At 75.0% G+C, this 18513-nt stretch carries 21 protein-coding genes; 6 read left to right on the forward strand and 15 right to left on the reverse strand.

Going from position 1 to position 18513, the window contains the following annotated elements; genetic code table 11:
* Positions 1 to 154: 154 nt before the first annotated feature.
* The 5 genes from AC5L3Z_RS06560 to AC5L3Z_RS06580 all read right to left on the reverse strand — a co-directional run bounded on the left by AC5L3Z_RS06560 (position 155) and on the right by AC5L3Z_RS06580 (position 4901).
* Positions 155 to 820, reverse strand: coding sequence for a hypothetical protein (locus AC5L3Z_RS06560; RefSeq protein ID WP_334525848.1), 666 nt, complete (start codon positions 818 to 820; stop codon positions 155 to 157).
* Positions 821 to 861: 41 nt separating this feature from the next.
* The gene (locus tag AC5L3Z_RS06565; protein WP_494840305.1) at positions 862 to 1833 is read right to left on the reverse strand and encodes a pirin family protein; all 972 of its coding nucleotides are present in this window, start codon (positions 1831 to 1833) and stop codon (positions 862 to 864) included.
* 25 nt (positions 1834 to 1858) lie between these two features.
* Positions 1859 to 2776, reverse strand: coding sequence for a hypothetical protein (locus AC5L3Z_RS06570; protein WP_494840307.1), 918 nt, complete (start codon positions 2774 to 2776; stop codon positions 1859 to 1861).
* Positions 2777 to 2993: 217 nt separating this feature from the next.
* A complete protein-coding gene (locus AC5L3Z_RS06575) occupies positions 2994 to 3590 on the reverse strand; it encodes a hypothetical protein (RefSeq protein ID WP_494840309.1) in 597 nt (198 codons plus the stop codon).
* 525 nt (positions 3591 to 4115) lie between these two features.
* The gene (locus AC5L3Z_RS06580; RefSeq protein ID WP_494840310.1) at positions 4116 to 4901 is read right to left on the reverse strand and encodes a DedA family protein; all 786 of its coding nucleotides are present in this window, start codon (positions 4899 to 4901) and stop codon (positions 4116 to 4118) included.
* A 90-nt stretch (positions 4902 to 4991) separates the two neighbouring features.
* Here AC5L3Z_RS06580 and AC5L3Z_RS06585 point away from each other — a divergent pair, with 90 nt between their 5' ends.
* Positions 4992 to 5696 carry a carbon-nitrogen hydrolase family protein gene (locus AC5L3Z_RS06585; RefSeq protein WP_494840312.1) on the forward strand — a complete coding sequence of 235 codons (705 nt, stop codon included), beginning with the start codon at positions 4992 to 4994 and terminating at the stop codon, positions 5694 to 5696.
* Positions 5697 to 5852: 156 nt separating this feature from the next.
* The gene (locus AC5L3Z_RS06590; RefSeq protein ID WP_494840313.1) at positions 5853 to 6497 is read left to right on the forward strand and encodes a phosphotransferase; all 645 of its coding nucleotides are present in this window, start codon (positions 5853 to 5855) and stop codon (positions 6495 to 6497) included.
* Positions 6498 to 6539: 42 nt separating this feature from the next.
* Here AC5L3Z_RS06590 and AC5L3Z_RS06595 read toward each other — a convergent pair whose 3' ends face one another.
* The 6 genes from AC5L3Z_RS06595 to AC5L3Z_RS06620 all read right to left on the reverse strand — a co-directional run bounded on the left by AC5L3Z_RS06595 (position 6540) and on the right by AC5L3Z_RS06620 (position 11797).
* Positions 6540 to 8021 (reverse strand): serine/threonine-protein kinase, encoded by a 1482-nt coding sequence (locus AC5L3Z_RS06595; protein WP_494840314.1) that lies wholly within the window; start codon positions 8019 to 8021, stop codon positions 6540 to 6542.
* A 125-nt stretch (positions 8022 to 8146) separates the two neighbouring features.
* The gene (locus tag AC5L3Z_RS06600) at positions 8147 to 8350 is read right to left on the reverse strand and encodes a hypothetical protein (RefSeq protein ID WP_494840315.1); all 204 of its coding nucleotides are present in this window, start codon (positions 8348 to 8350) and stop codon (positions 8147 to 8149) included.
* Positions 8351 to 8352: 2 nt separating this feature from the next.
* Complete coding sequence (locus AC5L3Z_RS06605) at positions 8353 to 9408, reverse strand: LacI family DNA-binding transcriptional regulator (protein WP_494840317.1); 1056 nt, start codon at positions 9406 to 9408, stop codon at positions 8353 to 8355.
* Positions 9409 to 9583: 175 nt separating this feature from the next.
* Positions 9584 to 10444 carry an SAM-dependent methyltransferase gene (locus AC5L3Z_RS06610; protein ID WP_334524258.1) on the reverse strand — a complete coding sequence of 287 codons (861 nt, stop codon included), beginning with the start codon at positions 10442 to 10444 and terminating at the stop codon, positions 9584 to 9586.
* Positions 10445 to 10540: 96 nt separating this feature from the next.
* Positions 10541 to 11422, reverse strand: coding sequence for a Sco1979 family transcriptional regulator (locus tag AC5L3Z_RS06615; protein WP_494840636.1), 882 nt, complete (start codon positions 11420 to 11422; stop codon positions 10541 to 10543).
* A 135-nt stretch (positions 11423 to 11557) separates the two neighbouring features.
* Positions 11558 to 11797 carry a DUF397 domain-containing protein gene (locus AC5L3Z_RS06620; protein ID WP_334524252.1) on the reverse strand — a complete coding sequence of 80 codons (240 nt, stop codon included), beginning with the start codon at positions 11795 to 11797 and terminating at the stop codon, positions 11558 to 11560.
* Positions 11798 to 12064: 267 nt separating this feature from the next.
* Here AC5L3Z_RS06620 and AC5L3Z_RS06625 point away from each other — a divergent pair, with 267 nt between their 5' ends.
* Positions 12065 to 12715, forward strand: coding sequence for a GGDEF domain-containing protein (locus tag AC5L3Z_RS06625; RefSeq protein ID WP_494840318.1), 651 nt, complete (start codon positions 12065 to 12067; stop codon positions 12713 to 12715).
* Between the two features lie 33 nt (positions 12716 to 12748).
* Here the strand turns inward: AC5L3Z_RS06625 and AC5L3Z_RS06630 are convergent, their stop codons facing one another.
* Positions 12749 to 13243 (reverse strand): type II toxin-antitoxin system PemK/MazF family toxin, encoded by a 495-nt coding sequence (locus tag AC5L3Z_RS06630; RefSeq protein WP_334613557.1) that lies wholly within the window; start codon positions 13241 to 13243, stop codon positions 12749 to 12751.
* 93 nt (positions 13244 to 13336) lie between these two features.
* Between AC5L3Z_RS06630 and AC5L3Z_RS06635 the strand changes: the two genes are divergently transcribed.
* The 3 genes from AC5L3Z_RS06635 to AC5L3Z_RS06645 all read left to right on the forward strand — a co-directional run bounded on the left by AC5L3Z_RS06635 (position 13337) and on the right by AC5L3Z_RS06645 (position 15975).
* A complete protein-coding gene (locus AC5L3Z_RS06635) occupies positions 13337 to 13939 on the forward strand; it encodes a DUF4291 domain-containing protein (protein ID WP_494840319.1) in 603 nt (200 codons plus the stop codon).
* 234 nt (positions 13940 to 14173) lie between these two features.
* On the forward strand, positions 14174 to 14689 hold the full coding sequence (locus AC5L3Z_RS06640) for an NUDIX hydrolase (RefSeq protein ID WP_494840320.1): 516 nt from the start codon (positions 14174 to 14176) through the stop codon (positions 14687 to 14689).
* A 41-nt stretch (positions 14690 to 14730) separates the two neighbouring features.
* A complete protein-coding gene (locus tag AC5L3Z_RS06645) occupies positions 14731 to 15975 on the forward strand; it encodes a hypothetical protein (RefSeq protein WP_494840321.1) in 1245 nt (414 codons plus the stop codon).
* Position 15976: 1 nt separating this feature from the next.
* Here AC5L3Z_RS06645 and AC5L3Z_RS06650 read toward each other — a convergent pair whose 3' ends face one another.
* The 3 genes from AC5L3Z_RS06650 to AC5L3Z_RS06660 form a co-directional block, all read right to left on the reverse strand.
* A complete protein-coding gene (locus AC5L3Z_RS06650; protein WP_494840323.1) occupies positions 15977 to 16399 on the reverse strand; it encodes a DUF2267 domain-containing protein in 423 nt (140 codons plus the stop codon).
* A gap of 131 nt (positions 16400 to 16530) precedes the next feature.
* Entirely contained in the window at positions 16531 to 16929 is a 399-nt protein-coding gene (locus AC5L3Z_RS06655) for an NUDIX hydrolase (protein ID WP_494840325.1), read from the reverse strand.
* Between the two features lie 107 nt (positions 16930 to 17036).
* Positions 17037 to 18455 carry an FAD-dependent oxidoreductase gene (locus AC5L3Z_RS06660; protein WP_494840326.1) on the reverse strand — a complete coding sequence of 473 codons (1419 nt, stop codon included), beginning with the start codon at positions 18453 to 18455 and terminating at the stop codon, positions 17037 to 17039.
* Positions 18456 to 18513: the final 58 nt, after the last annotated feature.

The following is an 18513-nucleotide window of genomic DNA, read 5'->3' on the forward strand; positions in this document are numbered from 1 at the left end:
GAAACTGGCGGGAGTGCACGCCCGAACCGGGTCGCGACCGCCAGGAGATGGATGTCCACCCGAACCGGGTGGGCATCACTTCCACGAAGATCCTACGACACAACATCATCCGTACGGCTGATTTTCGCCGGACTGTGGGGCAGGGCACCTCTGATCAGGTTGTCACTTCGGCGTACCGCTGCTCGAGGTCGACCCGGGCGAGCGCGCCGACCAGCCAGGCCAGCCGCTCCGACTCGCCGCTGCCGGCCAGCTCGGCCAGGTCCGTCGCGGAGCGCCCCAGGCCGAGCCGCCGGGCCGCGGTCAACGCCCGCCGGTCGGCCACCGGCGCGACCTCCCGCCACAACGCCTGGGCCTCCCGCAGGAACAGGTCCACCACCTGGTCGTCCACCGCGGGCAGCTCGGTGAGCAGCGCCCGCTCGCGGCCCGCGTCGTGGCCGGCCGACGCGCGCAGCCGCCGCAGGTCGCCCCGGTACCGCTCCACCACGGTGCGGGCCAGGTCGCCCAGCTGGTTGGCCAGCGCGTCGACGTCCCCGCGCTGGCCGGCCTCGCGCAGCACCCGCACCCGGTCGGCGTGCAGCGAACGGGCCAGCCGCGCGGCGCTGTCCCAACCGTTGTCGGGCAGGGCGTGCGCGCTGTCCAGGGCGCGCCGGAAGTCGCCGCGGCGGTTCAGCAGCACCGCGAGGCAGAGCAGCTGGAACAGGCTCGACGGGTTGTTGGTCACCCGGAAGCCGTACTGCTCGGCGAAGCCACGGCCGTCGCCGGCGAGCCGGCGCACCAGACGTTTCCGGTCCTCGGTACGGGAGATCACACTGCGCGTCATGCCGCGCGTCTACCCGCCCGCACGGCGGACACGCCTGCTCCTCAGCCGCGCACGTCACCCCGCCGGTCGCGGGCCTTCAACCGGGTGCTGGGCATCTCCGGGGCGGGCAGCGGCGGGGCGTCGTCGTCGGCGACCACGCCGAACCGACGGCCGGCCATCCAGTCCTCCCGGGCGGTGGCCACCTCCTCGTGCGAGCGGCCGACGAAGTTCCACCACATGACCAGGGGCTCCTCGAAGGGCGCGCCGCCGAGCAGCAGCAACCGGCTCCCCGGTTCGGCGGTGACCTCCAGCCGGTCCCGGCCGACGCCGAGGTAGAGCAGCGCGCCGGGGTTCAACGCCAGGCCGTCGGCCTGCGCGGCGCCGGACATGGCCAGCAGGCCGTACTCGAAGTCCGGCCGCAGGGACAGCGTCGCCGGCGCCGACCCGCGGGCCTCCAGCTGCGCGCCGAGCAGCGGGGTGTGCACGACGGCCGGTGAGCGCTCGCCGGCCAGCTCACCGACGAGCAGGGTGAGATCCCAGTCGCCGTCGGTCCAGCGGGGCAGTTCGGCGTGGTGGGCGAAGTCGGCCGCGCCGGCCCGCGCCGGGTCCGGCAACGCCACCCAGAGCTGCACGCCGTGCATCACCGGCGGATGCGTGGCGGGCGACCGCTCGGAGTGGGCGATGCCCTGCCCGGAGGTCATCACGTTGAGCTGGCCGGGGCGGATCGGCTGGACGTTGCCGAGGCTGTCCCGGTGCACGATCTCACCGTCGAGCAGCCAGGTGACCGTCTGCAGACCGGTGTGCGGGTGCGGCGGCACCTCCATGCCGGGACGCGCGGCGACGTCGTCCGGGCCGAAGTGGTCCACGAAGCACCACGCGCCCACCATCCGCCGCTGGCGCTGCGGCAGCAGCCGGCGCACGGTGGTGTAGCGGCCCAGCGGCACGTCGTGTCCGAGCAGCAGCACGCTGCCCGGGTCGACCGGCGCCACGCCGGGTGGTCGGGTCTGCGCGGGCAAAGATTCGGTACGCTCCACGGTCCCGACTCTATGCCGGACTCTCTCAGTCCTCACCCACCGTGATCGTGTTCACTCCCGCGACCAGGTCGACGTAGACCCGTTCGGGGGACCGGTCCCAGCCGGGCGTGCTGATCGTCTCGCCCGCGGCGACCCCGGCACGCCGGTCGCCGTACAGGGTGACGGTGCCGGCGCCGGACGCGGCGCGGATCCGCACCGGCGCAGCGCCGGGCACCCGCACGGTGAACTGGTTGACCCCGCCGGACATCCGGACGGTCAGGCCGCCGGTCACCTCCGGCAGCCGGAGGTCGACCCGGGCGGCGCCCCCGACCAGTTCCACCCCGGCCAGCCGGGCGCCGGTCAGGTCGAGCTGGTGTTCGCTGACCCCGCCGACCAGGCGGAGCCGCCAGACGAGCCGCGAATTGAGCACCACGTCGACCGCGCCGGGCCCGCCCCGGCCGCTCTGCTCGACGCGCAACCGCACCCGGTCGCCGAGCACCTCCGGCCGGGGGACGACACCGGCGTCGGCCGGGCTGCCGATCCGGTACAGCTCATCGCCCAGGTCCTCGGTCCGCAGCCGGAAGGAGGCCAGCCCGTCGGCCAGTTCGAAGGCGGCTCGGCGGCGGCCCTGCACCGGGGCCGTCCGGGTCCGCTCGGCGGCCGCCTCGGTGGCGCCGGCGTCGCCCGGCTCGGCGGCGACCGTCACCGGCGGCGCCGCTTCCCGCCCGCCGGAGAACGCCACCCCGAGCCGGTCCGGGTTGGCCAGCGTGACGACCACGGCCACCGCGCCGAGGGCCACCACCAGGACGGCGGCCGCGACGAGCAGCCGGATCGTCCGCCGCCGGGAGGACGGGTACGACGACGCCGGCCGGCCGGTCACCGACGGCTCCCCCGTCACCTCGACCACCGGCGCGGGTCGCTTCCCGTCGCCGTTCTCCCCCACCGTCGGCTCCACCCCGGCCATGACGCTCCCCTCCCACGGTCCCCGGGGAGCAGTACGTACCCGCCCCCCGAACGGATCACCCCCCGCCCCCTCCTCGCCTCGGTGATCATGAAGTTGTCGGCAGTGTGGATCTCCATTCCTGCCAACAACTTCATGATCAGCGTCTTCACGGTGTGGGTGGATACGCCGCTGGCCGGCACCCCGGGTTCGGGGTGCCGGCCAGCGGGTGGTTCGTGGGTCAGTTGTTCCAGTGCTTGGCGACGAGGTCGGCGGCCTGCTGCTCCCACTGTGCGTAGTGGAAGGGGTAGGCCGAGACCTGCACGGTCTGGGCGGCCTCGGTCAGCGGCATGTCCTGCCACCCGTCGACCTGCTTCAGACCCTTCAGGAAGGCGAGGGTCGAGTACTCCGGGTCGGTGATCTGCTCGACCGTGCCCCAACCCGAGCTCGGGCGCTGCTGGAACAGGCCCTGCGAGTCGTGGTCGTTGCGCTCACCCAGGTGACCCAGGTTCTCCAACTTCGACTCCTGCAGCGCCGTCGCGATCGCCACGACGGCGGCGCGCTCGTCCATGTCGGCCTTCTTCGTCGCGGCGATGATCGCCTTCACATTCCTGGTCTGCTCGGCGCCGAGATCGATGTGCGACTGCTTGCCCTGCACACCGTGCGGAATCAGCTTGCTGCCCTTGTCGGCCTTGTCAGCCTGCACGGCCACGGCGACAGCCTTGGCCTCCGTGGTCGGGGCGGCGTGAGCCTCGGTCACCGGGCCGGCGAAGATGCCACCGGCGAAGGCCAGACCAGCGATGCTCAGCATGCTCTTACGCAGAATGTTCGTGTTCATCAGAGAAGCTCCATCCGGGGGTTGGCGACGCGTCCCAATGGGGGTCGGAACACGGCGCAAGCACCACGATCAGGCGCTCAAAAGATCAGAGGAAAAAAAAGAAAGTCCTCGACCGGCGGGCCAGCAAGCCGGGGGCTCGCGGCGCCGGGACTGTGTGTAACGACCGGCGGCCGGCTGTCATTCCGCCGACGGGGCGGAGGCTGCTCGGTCGTGAGACCGGGCCGGGGGATGTAACGACCACCGGCCTGCCGTCATTCCGCCAAGGGAGGCGGGGCTGCTCGTGCGATCGTCCGAGGGATGTAACGACCGGGGACCTGCGGTCATTCCGCCGGGGGCGGGATCATGGAGGCCGGCAGCGAAAGTCACACCTGCTGCGGTCGTACAGGAGATGTAACGACCCCGGCCCCGCCACGATTCCAGCCTGAGCGTGCCGTCGGTCACCGCAGACCACACAGACGGGGCCGATCCGGACATCAGGGCACAACCGTCACGCCGCGACATCAGACACCGCGCCCGCCATAGGCGCTAGTCGGTGTCGCGGCTCCAGGAGCCCCCGCGGTAGACCGTCCCCCGGTACACCCGGTTCTCGTCGTACCCGGTGGAGACCGCCGCCGGCTCCAGATCGTCGGAGGCGGCGGTGGCGCGGGCCTGGCGGGCGCGGCGAATCCGGGAGAACAGGAACCAGCCGGCGGCGGCCACACAGGCGGCGATGACGACCTTCTGGAACGACCCGACGTACGACTCGACCACGTGCCAGTTCTCGCCCAGCAGGTAACCGGCCATCACGAAGGTGGTGTTCCAGATCAGGCTTCCCAGCGTGGTGTACAGCAGGAACGTGCCGACCGGCATCCGTTCCACGCCGGCGGGGATGGAGATCAGGCTGCGGAAGATCGGGATCATCCGGCCGAAGAACACCGCCTTGACGCCGTGCTTGAGGAACCACGCCTCGGTCCGGTCGACGTCGTGGAGTTTCACCAGCGGCAACCGGGCCACGATGGCGCGCATCCGGTCGCGGCCGAGGGCGGCGCCGATGCCGTAGAGCAGCCAGGCGCCGACCACCGAGCCCAGCGTGGTCCAGAGGATCGCCCCGATCAGGCTGATCCGGCCCTGGGCCGCGGTGAAGCCGGCCAGCGGCAGGATCACCTCGCTGGGGATCGGCGGGAAGAGGTTCTCCAGCGCCACGGCCAGCCCGGCGCCGGGGCCGCCGAGCCGCTCCACCAGCCCGGTGACGTACCCGACCGGGCCCTCCGCGGAAGGCTCGGCAGCGGACACCAGGGTGCGGAGATCGGGGGCCAGAGAGCTTCTGATCATGCGACAAAGCTACGAGGCGTCGGGCGGATCGACCACGGATCCGCCCATATGCTTCCGAGCACCGGCAGCCGGGAGGAAGGAAGGTCCCTTGTGCGTACGCCGCTGACGCTCGCCGTCGCCCAGCCGCTCTGCGTCCCGCACGACGTGGCGGCCAACGTGGCGGCGCACGCGTCGGCCGTCCGCGCTGCCGACGCCCGGGTGGTGCTCTTTCCCGAGCTGTCACTGACCGGGTACGACCTGGACGCCCCGAGCCTCGACGTCGCCGACGCGCGGCTGGCCCCGCTGGTCGAGGCGTGCGCGGACACCGGCGCGCTGGCGCTGGCGGGTGCGCCGGTCGACGACGGCGCGGGATCGGCGTACATCGGGGTGCTGGCGGTCGACGGCGCCGGCGTGCGGGTGGCGTACCGGAAGATGTTTCTGGGTGGGGTGGAGCCCCAGCGGTTCGTGGCGGGCGGTGGGCCGGCCGTGGTGGCGGTCGACGGCTGGCGGCTGGGCCTGGCGGTCTGCCGGGACACCGGCGTGCGGGAGCACGCGAGGCGCACCGTGGCGCTCGGCGTCGACGTGTACGCGGCCGGGGTGCTGGAGGCGCCGGCGGACGCGGCGGTGCCGGAGGCGCGGGCCCGGCGGGTCGCCGCCGACCACGGCGTCTGGGTGGCCACGGCAAGCTTCGCCGGGCCGTCGGGCAGCCGGTATCCGGAGACGGCGGGCGGCTCCGGGGTGTGGCGGCCGGACGGCACGCCGGTGGTGCGGACCGGCGTCGGCCCCGGCGAGGTCGGCCGCGCCACGCTCCGCTGACCGGCAGCGCGCCGACACCCCCGGTCCGGCATCGTCGGCGAAGAGCGGGGCAGCGACGCCCGCCGCAGGGCGGTCACGGCCGGATCGGGGTACGGATCGACGGCGGCCGGGATCGGTGGGGCCACCCGCGGGCGACCGGCCGCTACGGTGTGGTGGGTGACCGCCACCGTCCCGCTCGCCTCCGGTCGCGAGGCCGACGTGTACGCCATCGACGCCGGCCGGGTGCTGCGCCGGTACCGCGAGGGCGGTGACGTCCAGGCCGAGGTGGAGGTCATGACGTACCTGCGCGGGCAGGGCTACCCGGTGCCCGAGGTGTTCCGGGCCGACGGCCCCGAGCTGGAGATGGCCCGGTTGTCCGGGCCGACGCTGCTGGCGGCCTTCGTCGCCGGCCTGGTCGACCTCCGGTCCGTCGCGCGGACCCTCGCCGAGCTGCACCGCCGGCTGCACGCCCTGCCGGCGCGGCACTCCACCGACCCCGCCGTCGGCATCCTGCACCTGGACCTGCACTGCGAAAACGTCATGCTGACCGCCGACGGCCCGTACGTCGTCGACTGGCGCAACACCACGGAAGGTCCGCCGGAGCTGGACCGGACCACCACCGCGCTGATCATCGCCGAGACCGCCGTGGACCCGGACCTGCCGCTGGCCGGCCCGGCCGGGCAACTGCTGGGGGCGTTCCTCGCCGAGAGCGGGCCACCGCTGCTGCTCGACGAGGCGGTGGCCCGGCGCGCCGCGAGCGGGATGCTGGACGCCGACCTGTTGGCGCGGGCCGCGGCCCTGGTCGCGACGACGGGCCGGTGAGGGGGGCTGGTCCAGCTGTGGCGCTGAGCTGCGCCGAGCGGCTCAGTCGTCGTCGTCATCGCCGCCGCCGCGTTGCCGCGGCCAGGCGGCGAGCAGGCGTCCCAGCTCGATGACGGTGGCGTCGCTGATCCGGTCCCGTTCGACCGCCTCCTGGATCCTGCCGGCCAGGTCCCGTAGGCGTTTGCCCCGGTCCTTCGGCTTCGCCTCGGCCAGCTCCGCCAGCTTCTTCCGCAGCTCCTCGACGGTCTTCGGGTCGGCGTCGCCGGACGCCTCGGCCCGGTCCAGCACGGCCGCGAACTCCGCGGCGAATTCCCGCGCGGTCCGCGGCTGCGCGCGGTCGTCCCGGGACGGCGGTGCGGCCGTGGTCGGCTCCGCCGCCGGGGTGGGCTCGGTGGTGGCCGGCTCGTCCTGCACGGGCCCGGCAGTGACCGGGGCGGCCGGGGTGCGCCGGTCGGCGTCGTCGTCGAGGACGAGCACGCCGACCAGTCCGGCCAGCAACGCCAGGCCGGCGGCGACGAGGACACCCAGCGCCCGGCGGGGTTCCGGACGGGCCGACGCCGGGGCCCGGTCGATGGGCGGATGACCCGGCCCGGCGACGCCGACGGCCGCGCGGCCGGGCGCCGGGGCGCGGTCGATCAGGGTGGGCGGGTGCGCTGGCACCGGCACCGTGGGCAGCAGGCTGGTGGGCGGTTCGGCGGGGCGACCGGCGCCGAACCGGTCGGCGAGCTGCGCGGCGGTGGGCCGGCGGTCGGGGTCGCTGGCGAGGCAGGCCATGGTGAGGTCGGCGACGTCGGCGGGGAGTCCGGTGATCCGCAGCGGCGGCACCGGGGTACGCCGGGCGTGCACCTCCAGCGCGTCCTCCCAGGTCTGCACGGGCAGCGGCGCCCGCCCGGTGAGGGCGCGGTAGAGCAGCGCGCCGAGGGCGTACACGTCGCTGGCCGGGTGGGGCGGGCCGGGGGTCATCCGTTCGGGCGCGAAGTAGGCGGGGGTGCCCATCAGCGGCTCGGCGGTCCCCGCGGCGCGCGGCCCGGCGAGGGCGGCGATGCCGAAGTCGAGCACCTTGGCGCCGATCTCGGTGAGCATGACGTTGCCGGGCTTGATGTCGCGGTGCACCACGCCGATGCGGTGCGCGGCGGCCAGGGCGGCCGCGATCTGGCCGGCGGTACGGACCGCCTCCGGCCACGGCAGCGGACCGGCGGTGAGCCGGTCGGCGAGGCTGCGCCCCTCGACCAGCTCCATCACCAGGTACGGCACGACGGCGCCGCCGGGCAGGGCCGCCTCGCCGTAGTCGTACACCTGAGTGACGTGGGGGTGGGTGAGCCGCGCTGCCGCGCGTGCCTCGCGCTGGATGGTGGCGCGCAGCTCGGGGTCGGTGGCGAGCTGCCCGGCGAGCGCCTTGATCGCGACGGGGCGGTGCAGCACCTCGTCGTCGGCGCGCCACACCTCGGACATCCCGCCGAGGCCGATGCGCGCGCGCAGGACGTACCGATCGTGCAGCCGCAGCGTGGGCGTGAACGACGACATGGTGGTTCAGTCTGCCTGGTCGGACCGGCCGGGCACCAACCGCGGTGCCCGGTTGCGTCCCCGCTGGTGCGCGACGCCCGGTACGGGTCACCCGCCCGGGTGGCGCCGACCACCCGGGCGGGTGCTCAGGGGCGGCAGGGCGGCGCGGGTACGGGCGCGGGCTCCATCAGGTCGGCCAGCCGGCGCAGCGCCCCGGCCGCGGCGAGCCGGGCGGGGGCGAGCCGGTGCCGTCGGGGCCGTTCGGGCCGTACGGGCGCGTCCGGGCGGGCCGAGTTGACGTGGCGGTTTACCGCGTCGAGGGCGAGGGTGAAGCCGGTGGGCTGTTCCATGGTCAACTCCTCGGGACGGGACGGGTGGAGGTGCGGACGACGAGCTCGGTGGGGAGCAGGACGTGCCCGGCGGCGGGCTCGGTGGGCGGGTCGAGCAGCAGTTCGGTGGCGATCCGGCCCTTCTCCTCGGCGGGCTGCCGGACGGTGGTGAGGCCGGCCGCGGCGGCGTCGGCGACGTCGTCGAAGCCGGTGACCGAGACCGTCGCGGAGCGTTCGCCGAGGGCGTCGAGGACGCCGAGCGCCAGCACGTCGGAGCAGGCCAGCAGTGCGGTCGGCGGGTCGTCACCGGTGATCGTGCCGGTGACCGCCCTCGCGCCGGCGGCGCGGCTGTTGTCGGTGGCGTTGAGCAGGGTGAGGTCGGTCCAGGCAACCCCGACGGCGGCCAGCGCGTCGGCGAAACCGGCGAGGCGGCCCCGGGTGGTGGGGTGCGGCACGTCGCCGACCTCGGCGAGCCGCAGCGGACCCGGCGGCGCGCCGGGCAGGATGCTCTCGGCCAGCAGCGCCACCCGCCGGTGACCGAGGGCCGCCACGTGGTCGGCGACGGAGCGGGCGGCGGCCCGCTCGTCGATGCCCACGTACGGGTCGGCGCCGGCGTCGTCGCGGGGCGCGGTGGTGACGAACGGCAGCCCCCGGGCGCGGAGGACGTCCAGGGCCCAGCTCTCGTCGGCGGCGCAGTAGACGCAGAAGCCGTCGACCGCGGCGTTCTCCACGGCCACCCGGGCCTGCGTCGTGTCGGTGGGCAGCGGCACGAGCAGCAGGCTGGTGCCGCGCCGTTCGGCCGCGCCGGCCGCGCCGGCCAGGAAGCGGACGGCGAAGGGATCGGTGAAGGCGTACGACAGCTGGGAGGTGAAGAGCACCCCGATCGCGCCGGCGACGCCGCGGCGCAGTGACCGGGCGGTCGGGTTGGGCCCGGGGTAGCCGAGCTGCCGAGCGGTGTCGAGGATGCGGGCGCGCAGGGCCGCGGAGAGCTGGTCGGGGCGGCTGTAGGCGTTGGAGACGGTGCTGCGGGAGACGCCCGCCGCGGTGGCGACGTCCTGCAAGGTCGGCTTCGAGGTCACCCGGCGGCCCTTCTGTATCGATTCAGTCTGGATCGATACAGAGACTACCCCGACCGGTCGGCGACGGTCAATCGACAATGGACCCCCAGCCAGCAGCGGCGCCGGCACCGAAGCCGACGCCGCTGCTGCATCGAGGATGAGGCGGTGGGCCCGGGATCGTCCCGGACTCCGCGCGTCAGGACTTGCGGGCCACCCCGCCGTACATGCTCACCTCGACCACCGAGGGACGCGGCTGCGGCTCCTGCTCGGCCCGCCACTCGGCGACCGAGCCGATTCCCGGCTCGACCAGCTCCAGGCCGTCGAAGAACCGGGTGAACTCGTCCAGGCTGCGCAGGTTGATGACCCCGTGCGGGCCGCCGCCCCGGGCCGCCGCCCTGGCCGCCTCGGCGACCTCCGGGGGCAGGTAGTCGTGGGTGGCGTGCGAGGCGGCCAGGTAGCTGCCCGGCGGCAGCGCCTCCAGCAACCGGCGCACCACCGCGTACGGGTCGTCGCCGTCGGGGACGAAGTGCAGGATCGCCACCAGCATCAGCGCCACCGGCCGGGACAGGTCGATGGTGCGCAGCAGGTCGGGGTGGCCGAGGATCTTCTCCGGCTCGCGCAGGTCGGCGTCGATGTAGGCGGTGGCGCCCTCGGCGGAGCTGGTCAGCAGCGCCCGGGCGTGGGCGAGCACGATCGGATCGTTGTCGACGTAGACCACCCGGGCCTCGGGGGCGATCGACTGGGCCACCTCGTGGGTGTTGTTCGCCGTCGGGATGCCGGTGCCGATGTCGAGGAACTGCCGGATGCCCGCCTCGCGGGCCAGGTAGCCGACCGCGCGCTGGAGGAAGCGGCGGTTCTCCAGGGCGCTGGTGCGGATGGTCGGAAAGTGCGCGGCCATCTCGTCACCGGAATCCCGGTCGGCCTGGAAGTTGTCCTTGCCGCCGAGCCAGTAGTTGTACCGCCGGGCCGGGTGCGCGACCGAGGTGTCGATCCGGTCGCTGGGGTGGGCGGTTCCCGTCGTGGTGCCCGGGGCATCGCTGGTCACAGTCGCCTCCATGACGTCCGCGCCATCGCCGCGATGGCGTCCGTCCACTCTCACCGGTCGCGGACCATGGTAGAGGCAGTCGGGGCTCGTCCGTCACCCCGGCGACGGTCACCCCGGGTAGAGCTCGTCGCGCAACCGGGTGAGGATCTCGGGCGTACGCTCCGGCGGAGCGGCCTCGACGCAGAGGCGTTCCATCGCCACCGCGTAGTAGTCGAGGTCCTCCCGCTTGTCGAGGTAGAGCGCGCTGGTGAGCTGTTCGATGTAGACGATGTCCGGCAGGTCGTCGTCGCCGAAACGCAGGATGGTGAAGGCGCCGCCGGCCGCGGCGTGGCCACCGGCGTCGAACGGGATGATCTGCAGCCGCACGTGCGGCGAGCGGGTCGCCTCCACCAGGGCGTCGAGCTGGCCACGCATCACCTCGGCCCCGCCGATCGGTCGGCGCAGGGCGGCCTCGTCGACCACCGCCCACAGCTGCGGCGGCTCCGCGCGGCGCAGCAGCTGCTGGCGGTGCATCCGCAGCTCGACCCGGCGGTCGACCTCCTCGGCCGGGGCGTTGCGGTGGCCCAGCAGGACGACCGCGCGGGCGTACCCGGGGGTCTGCAGCAGGCCGGGGACGAACTGCACCTCGTAGGTGCGGATGAGCGCGGCGGCGGCCTCCAGGCCCAGGTAGGACTGGAACCAGCTGGGCAGCACGTCGCCGTAGCGGTGCCACCAGCCGGGGCTGTTGGCGTCCCGGGCAAGCTTGAGCAGCGCCTCGCGCTCGTCGGCGGCGGTGACGCCGTAGAGGGTGAGCAGGTCGGCGACGTCGCGCTCCTTGAAGCCGACCCGGCCCAGCTCCATCCGGCTGATCTTCGATTCGGAGGCGCGGATCTCCCAGCCGGCGCCCTCCCGGCTGACCCCGCTGGACTCCCGGAGCCGGCGCAACTGGGAGCCGAGCAGCATGCGCAGGACGGTCGGCCCGGTGGCCGGACCGCCCTCGGCGGAAACCATCGTCACGTGCCGCCCTCCGCGTGCCACTCGCCCCTGGTCGGGCGTCCCACCTCGACCAACGTGTAAGCATGCCATGGACCGACGGTGAGAAGAACTCATCCGGACGGACGGAGGGTCCCGCCGACGGGATCGAGGTCAGTTGATCAGATGGTCGAAGTCCCCGTCCCGGGCGCCGAGGACGAAGGCCGCGATCTCGTCCACCGTGTAGATCAGCGCCGGCCCCTCCGGGTGGCGCGAGTTGCGTACCGCGATGCCGGCCCCGCCGGGGAGTTCCGCCAGCTCGACGCAGTTGCCGCTGGGATTGCTCCGCCGGCTCTTCTGCCACCGCAACGGGGGCAGCTGGGTGGCGGGAACGCCGTTCTGAGGCTGTCGCATGGGGCGTCTTTCTGTGAAGAGCCGTCCGGGTGTCGCGTGGGGGAGGTGGTGTGGCGGGTGGCCGCGACATCCGCACGGGCCGTCTGCACGTGCATCTGCTATTGCATCTGCATCGGACAGCGAGCATGATAGCCCACGTGCGCGGTGCCCATCCGTTCACTGTGGGTGACCCTGCTCGGGCCGGCCACCTGTGAAACGACGGCACGGCACCGCGCGCATCGGCCGACCACCGCTCCGGCCGTCCACCGATGCCGCGAGGGAGGGCTCGTGCCGGATCCGTTGACCGTCGCATCCGGCCTCTCCGCGGCGGGGGCGCTCGTCTCGGTGTGGCAGCTGCGCCAGCGCGCCCTGCGCGCCGAGGCGGAGATCGAGCAGCTACAGGCCGAGCTGGCCGCCGAGCGGCACGCCGCGAGCCACGACCCGCTCACCGGGCTGCCCAACCGCCGGGCCTTCTACCGGCTGGCCGCCGCCCTGCTCACCGACCCGGGCGGTCGGCCGCTGATCGCCGTGGTGCTCGACCTCAACGACTTCAAGCAGGTCAACGACCGCTACGGGCACGCCGCCGGTGACCAGGTGCTGATCAACGTCGCCCAGCGGCTGGCCGCGTTCGCCGGGGACAACCCGGTCGCCCGCCTCGGCGGCGACGAGTTCGCCGGTCTGCTCGCCAGCCCGTCGGTCGACCGGCGCTGGATCGAGCACGCCACCCGGCGGCTCTGCGAGGCGATGGCCGCGCCGATCCCGCTGGGCGGGCGCAGCATCCGGGTCACCGCCTCCGTCGGGCTCGCCCCGGTCACCGGGCCGACCCAGCTCACCGAGGCGCTGTGCCGGGCGGACGCGGCGATGTACCGGGCGAAGGGCGTCACCGCCCGCCGGTCACCCCGTCAACTGCTCGACTCGGCGCGCCTCGCCGAGTGCTGACCGCGCCGCCGCCCCGGCCGTCGCCGGGACGGGTCAGCGCCAGCCGTAGCCGGCGCGCAGCGCGCGGCCGATCCGGTCGAAGCGACCCCGGTCCAGCACCGCGCCCTCGCGCCGGATGCTGTCCTCCCGCATCGTGAGCACCCGGTCCAGCCGCACCCAGCTGGGACGATTGTCCCGGTCCCACTCCCCCGGCCCGAGCGCCAACCAGTGCCGCTGGCCGTCGCGCTCGCTCTGGCTGGAGAGCATCAGGCCGAACAGGGTCCGACTGTGCCGGCCGACCACGAGCACCGGCCGGTCCTTGCCCTGCCGGGGGTCGTCCTCGTACGGCACCCAGGTCCACACGATCTCGCCCGGGTCGGCCTGGCCGTCCAGCTCCGGGGCGTAGGTCAACTCCCGGCGCTGCAGCGCGCCGACCTGACGCCGCCGGGCCACCTGGGCCGGGATCGGGCCGCCGGTGCGGGCCGGCGCGGCCACCGTCCCGGTGACCCGGCCGAGCCGGGCGGCGACGTTTCTCAACAGACCTGCCACGGCGGCAGCCTAGCCGCACCGGGTGCCACGCCGCCCCGCGCGGTGGACCGAATCCGGTGGACGCCACCCGGCCGGCACGGTGAAGATCCCGGGGTGAGCGTTCCCCCACGGCAGATCCGGGCCCACTACACCGATGAGACCGTCACCGTGTACCAGGCGTACCCGCCGGAGATCGCGGAGGCCGCGCTGGCCGCCGGCCGCTTCGTGCCGCCGTTCCGCCGGGGGCGGATGACCTGGATCAAGCCGTCCTTCCGGTGGCTGATGTACCGCAGCGGCTGGGCCACCAAGCCCGGCCAGGAGCGGGTGCTGGCGGTCGAGATGACCCGGCCCGGCCTGGAGTGGGCGCTGGGCCGGGCCTGCCTGAGCGGTTACGAGCCGCGGTGGCACACCGACCGCGCCGACTGGGCCCGCCGCCTGCGGGGCAGCGACGTGCGGGTGCAGTGGGACCCCGAGCGGTCACTGCGGCTGGCTCCGCTGCCGTACCGCTCGCTGCAGCTCGGCCTCTCCGGCGCGGCGGCCGACCGGTACGTCGACGAGTGGCTGGTCGGCCTGACCGACGTCACCGCCACGGCGCGGGAGATCCGCGCCCTGCTCGACGCCGGGGACGACGACGGCGCGGCGGCGGCGCTGCCGCCGGAGCGGCCCTACCCGCTGTCACCCGCCCTGGCCGCCGCGGTCGGCGCCGACACGGACTGACCGCACGCGTCCCCCATCGGTGGCCGTGCCGGACGTGGTGCGCAGGTCAGCCCGGGTCCGCCCACGGCAACTCGGGCCGATCAGGCGGTCGTCGTCCGCGTCAACGGTGCCGAGCCGGGACGACGGCCCGCCGGACGGGCGAGAATGGCCCCGGCGGTCTCCGCCGGGCAGCCCGGCCGGCATCGCCGAGCCCGCCCACCACCGACGGCGCGGTGGACCACCCGAAGGAGACACGTGATCGAGCTGCCGAGGGACCTGCCGATCGTCGAGCGCACCGCCGTCCGGCTGGTGGTGCGCGACCGGGACGGCCGGATCCTGCTGTTCCACACCCGCGACCCCGACCACCCCCGGCTGGGCACCTGGTGGGAGCTGCCGGGCGGCGGGATGGACCCCGGGGAGACCTACGCCGAGACGGCGGTGCGGGAGCTGCGCGAGGAGGCCGGCATCGCGATCACCGCCGCCCGGCTCGGCCCGCCGTCCTGGCGGCGGCGGGCCAGCTTCATCCACCGGCAGCTGCGCCACCTCCAGGACGAGGTGGTGATGACGGTACGGCTGGACGTCCCCGGCCCGGACGTCAACGGCGCCGAGCGGCTGGACTACGAGGTGGAGGACTACTTCGGGTTCCGCTGGTGGCCGGTCGAGGAGGTGGTGACGAGCGACGGGCGCTTCTACCCGGGTCGGCTGCCGGCGCTGCTGACCCGCTTCCTGGCCGGCGAGGAGATCGACGAGGAATTCGAACTCTGGTCCTGACCGGGGTGCCGAGCGGGTCCGCGGTGGGCACAGTGGAGGGCATGACCACGATCCCGTCCGCCCCGCTGGCCCGCTACGCCGCCCGGCTGCACGCCGACATCGGCGACCGGCACCACGTCGCCTCCCCGCTCGGGGCCTGGCTGCTGCTGGCGCTCACCGCGCCGGCCGCCACCGGTCCCGTCCGGAAGGAACTCGACGACGCACTCGGCATGGACGCCGACTCGGCCGCGGCGACCGCCGCCGCGCTGCTGGAGCAGCCGCACCCGCTGGTGCCGTCCGCCACCGCCGTCTGGCACCGGCCCGGTCAGGAGACCGGCCAGCTGGACGACTGGCGGCGGGGCCTGCCCCGGTCGACGCGGACCGGCCCGCTGCCGGACCAGGCGGGGCTGGACGCCTGGGCCCGCGAGCACACCCTGGGGCTGGTCGAGCGGTTCCCGTTGACCCTGACCCCGCAGGTGGCGCTGGCACTGGCCAGCGCGCTGGCCACCCGGATCTCCTGGGCCGAGCCCTTCGACCTGGTGCCCGGTGCGGCGCTGGGCGCGGGGAGCGCCTGGGCCGGCCGGCTGGGCCGGGTACTGCGTACGCCGGCGGCCGGTCACCGGGCCTGGATCGCGGCGACGGGCGCGGCAGGCGACGTCGCGGTGCACCGCGCGGGCGCCCGGCCGCTCGAATCCGGTGGCGCGGGACTGGTGGTGGTGTCGGTCGCCGCCGACCCGCAGGTGCCGCCGGTCGACGTGCTCAGCGCCGCGTACGAGGTGGGCGCGACGGCGGTCGACGGGGCGCCGACCAACCGGCGTGCCCTGTTCGACCTGCCGCTCGGCGACGGCCCGCTCTGGTCGCTGCGCGAGGAGTCGGTCCGCACCAACGCCCCGGACGGCCGGGAGGAACGGCACACCGCGGTGCTGCCCTGCTGGTCGGCGCGGGACGAACACGACCTGAGCGCCCCCGCGCTCGGCTTCCCGGCGGTGGCCCGGACGGTGGCCGGCCTGCTCGGGCGGGAGCTGGGCGTCGAGGCCCGGCAGGCGGCGGCGGCCCGGTACGGCCGGTACGGCTTCGAGGCGGCCGCGGTGACCGGCGCGTTCGCGCTGACCAGCCTGCCGCCGGTGGGGGTCGCCCGGACCGCCGAGCTGCGCTTCGGTCACCCGTACGCGGTGGTCGCGCTGGCGACCGACCGCCGGGGCGACCGGGTCGGGCCGTGGCACGGGGTGCCCGTCTTCTCCGCCTGGGTCGCCGAACCGGAGGAGCCGTCGGCGGCCGACCTGGCCGACCCGCCCGAGGCGTGGTGACTCAGTGGACCGTGCCGGGCGGCGGGTCGAGGTCGCTGCCGAGCCGGCCCGGCAGCTGCGCCACCAGGTCCTCGAACTCGCCGACGGTGACCGCCTCCCGGAGGGTGGCGAAGACCGCCCGTACCCCGACCTGGGCGACGGCCGGGTCGACGCCGGCCCGGGCGGCCACCCGGTGCACGAACTCCACCGGCCCGTACGCGGCGGCGGTGCCGGGACCGGCCGGGCGGGCGTCCGGCGGCGGGGCCGGCGGGCCGGTCAGGTAGGCGCCCAGTTCGTCGGGGAGCTGGGCGGAGAGGTGGTCGGCCTCGTCGGCGTTGACCCGTTCCGCCAGCGTCACCAGCACGGCCCGGGCGATCGAGGCGGCCGTGTCCCGCGGCAGCTCGGCCCGGCGGGCGACGGCGTCGACGAAGAGCGGAAAGCGCACCGGTCCTCCTCCGGCCCCGGCCACCCCGGCCGGACGCCGCCGCGCGGTTACCCGCTCGGCGCGGGCACAAACGACCGGCGCGGGCGACCGGCGGCCGGCCGACCGGGGCCGGCCGGGCACGTCGCGCCGGCTCAGGTCAGCAGGGACCGTCGCCGCAGGTGGTCGAAGATGACCTGGTCGACCGGGGAGACCCGGTCCCGGTCGGCGTAGCCGAGCCAGGCCACCTCCTCGATCTCGTGGTCGGGTCGGGGCACGCCCCGATGGTCGGCGGTGTAGCAGGTCATCCGCACTAGCACGCCGTCCGGGTGGCCGTGCGCCTGCGCCGCGAAGGTCCCGACGTGGACGGCCGTTCCCGGCGCGATCACCACCCGCAGCTCCTCGGCGATCTCCCGGGCGAGCGTGTCCAGGTCGCTCTCGCCGGGTTCCCGCTTGCCTCCGGGGAGGTACCAGACGTCCCGACCCCGGGAGCGGGTGCTGAGGATCCGCCCGCCCTCGATCCGGATCCACGCGATCTTGTCGATGGTGGCCACGGTGCTCCTCGGGCTCGGACGGGCCCCTCACTGTAGGGCGTACGAGGGGCGACCGGCGGCCCGCCGGCCCCGAGGGTCGGCGGGCACCGTGCCGGCGCTGCTCGGCATCAGCCGCCGCAGCAGCCACCGACCTGGCCGTCGGCGGGGGCGGCGTCGAGGCTGACCAGGTTCAGCGGCGCGGACAGCAGCCCGCCGGCGACGCCGGTGGCCAGCCCCCGGGCGGCCGGCGCGGTGGCCGGGGCGGTCCCGCAGCAGCTCTCCCCGGTGGCCGAGTCGTCGGGGTCGCTGTTGCACACGCCGGTCTCGGGCAGTTCGAGCCGGACGTCGCGGGCGGCCTCCCAGTCGCCGGCCAGGGCGGCGGCCACCGAGCGGACCTGCTCGTAGCCGGTGGCCATGAGGAAGGTCGGCGCCCGGCCGTAGCTCTTCATGCCGACCGCGTAGTAGCCGACCTCCGGGTGGGCGAGCTCGTCCACCCCGTGCGGAGGGACGGTGCCGCAGGAGTGCTCGTTCGGGTCGATCAGCGGGGCGAGGGCGCGGGTCGCCCCCAGCACCGGGTCCAGGTCGAGGCGCAGCTCCGCGGCGATCGAGTGGTCCGGCCGGAAACCGGTGGCGGCGACGATACGGTCCGCCGTGACCGACTCCTGGCTGCCGTCGGCGTGCCGGACGACGACGGCGACCCGACCGTCGACGGGGGTGAGGGCGTGCACGGAGAAGCCGGTGAGCAGCCGGATCCGACCGGTGTCCACGTGCGCGCGCAGCCGGGAACCGAGGGCGCCGCGCGCCGGCAGGGCGTCGGCCTCACCGCCGCCGTAGGTACGGGTCGGCGAGGCGGACCTGATCGCCCAGGTCACCTCGGTGCCCGGGGCGGCCGCGGCCAGTTCGGCCAGCGAGAGCAGGGTGTTGGCGGCGGAGTGACCGGCGCCGACCACCAGGGTGTGCCGGCCGGCGAAGCGGTCCCGGTCGACGCCGAGCACGTCCGGCAGCGCGTGTTCCAGGTACGCGGCGGCGTCGCTCTCGCCCCGGGCGGGCAGGCCGGAGGCGCCGAGCACGTTGGGGCGGCCCCAGGTGCCGGAGGCGTCGACGACGGCCCGGGCGAGCAGTTCGTCGCCATCGGCGAGCCGGATCAGGAACGGGGTGCGGTCGCGTCCGGCGGTGCGCAGCCGGTCGAGGCCGAGGCGGCTGATGGCGACCACCCGGGCGCCGTAGCGCAGGTGCGGCTTGAGCTGTGGCAGCTCGGCCAGGGGCTGGAGGTAGTCGGCGGCGAGTTCGGCGCCGGTGGGCAGCGCGTCGAGGTCGGGGGCCACCCAGCCGGCCTGGTCGAGCAGCCGGCGGGCGGCGGCGTCGATGTCGTACCGCCACGGCGAGAAGACCCGTACGTGCCCCCACTGCCGGACCGCGGCGCCGGCGGTGTCGCCGGATTCGAGGACGGTGAAGGGCAGGCCGCGCTCGTGCAGGTGCGCGGCGGCGGCCAGCCCCACGGGGCCGGCGCCGATCACCACGACGGGCAGTTCGTCCAGGACGGTCATTGCGGAACTCCTTTGTCTTGACAACGATCGAATCAACGGGGCGGAATCGGCCCGGCCG

Source organism: Micromonospora sp. LZ37 (assembly GCF_059359015.1).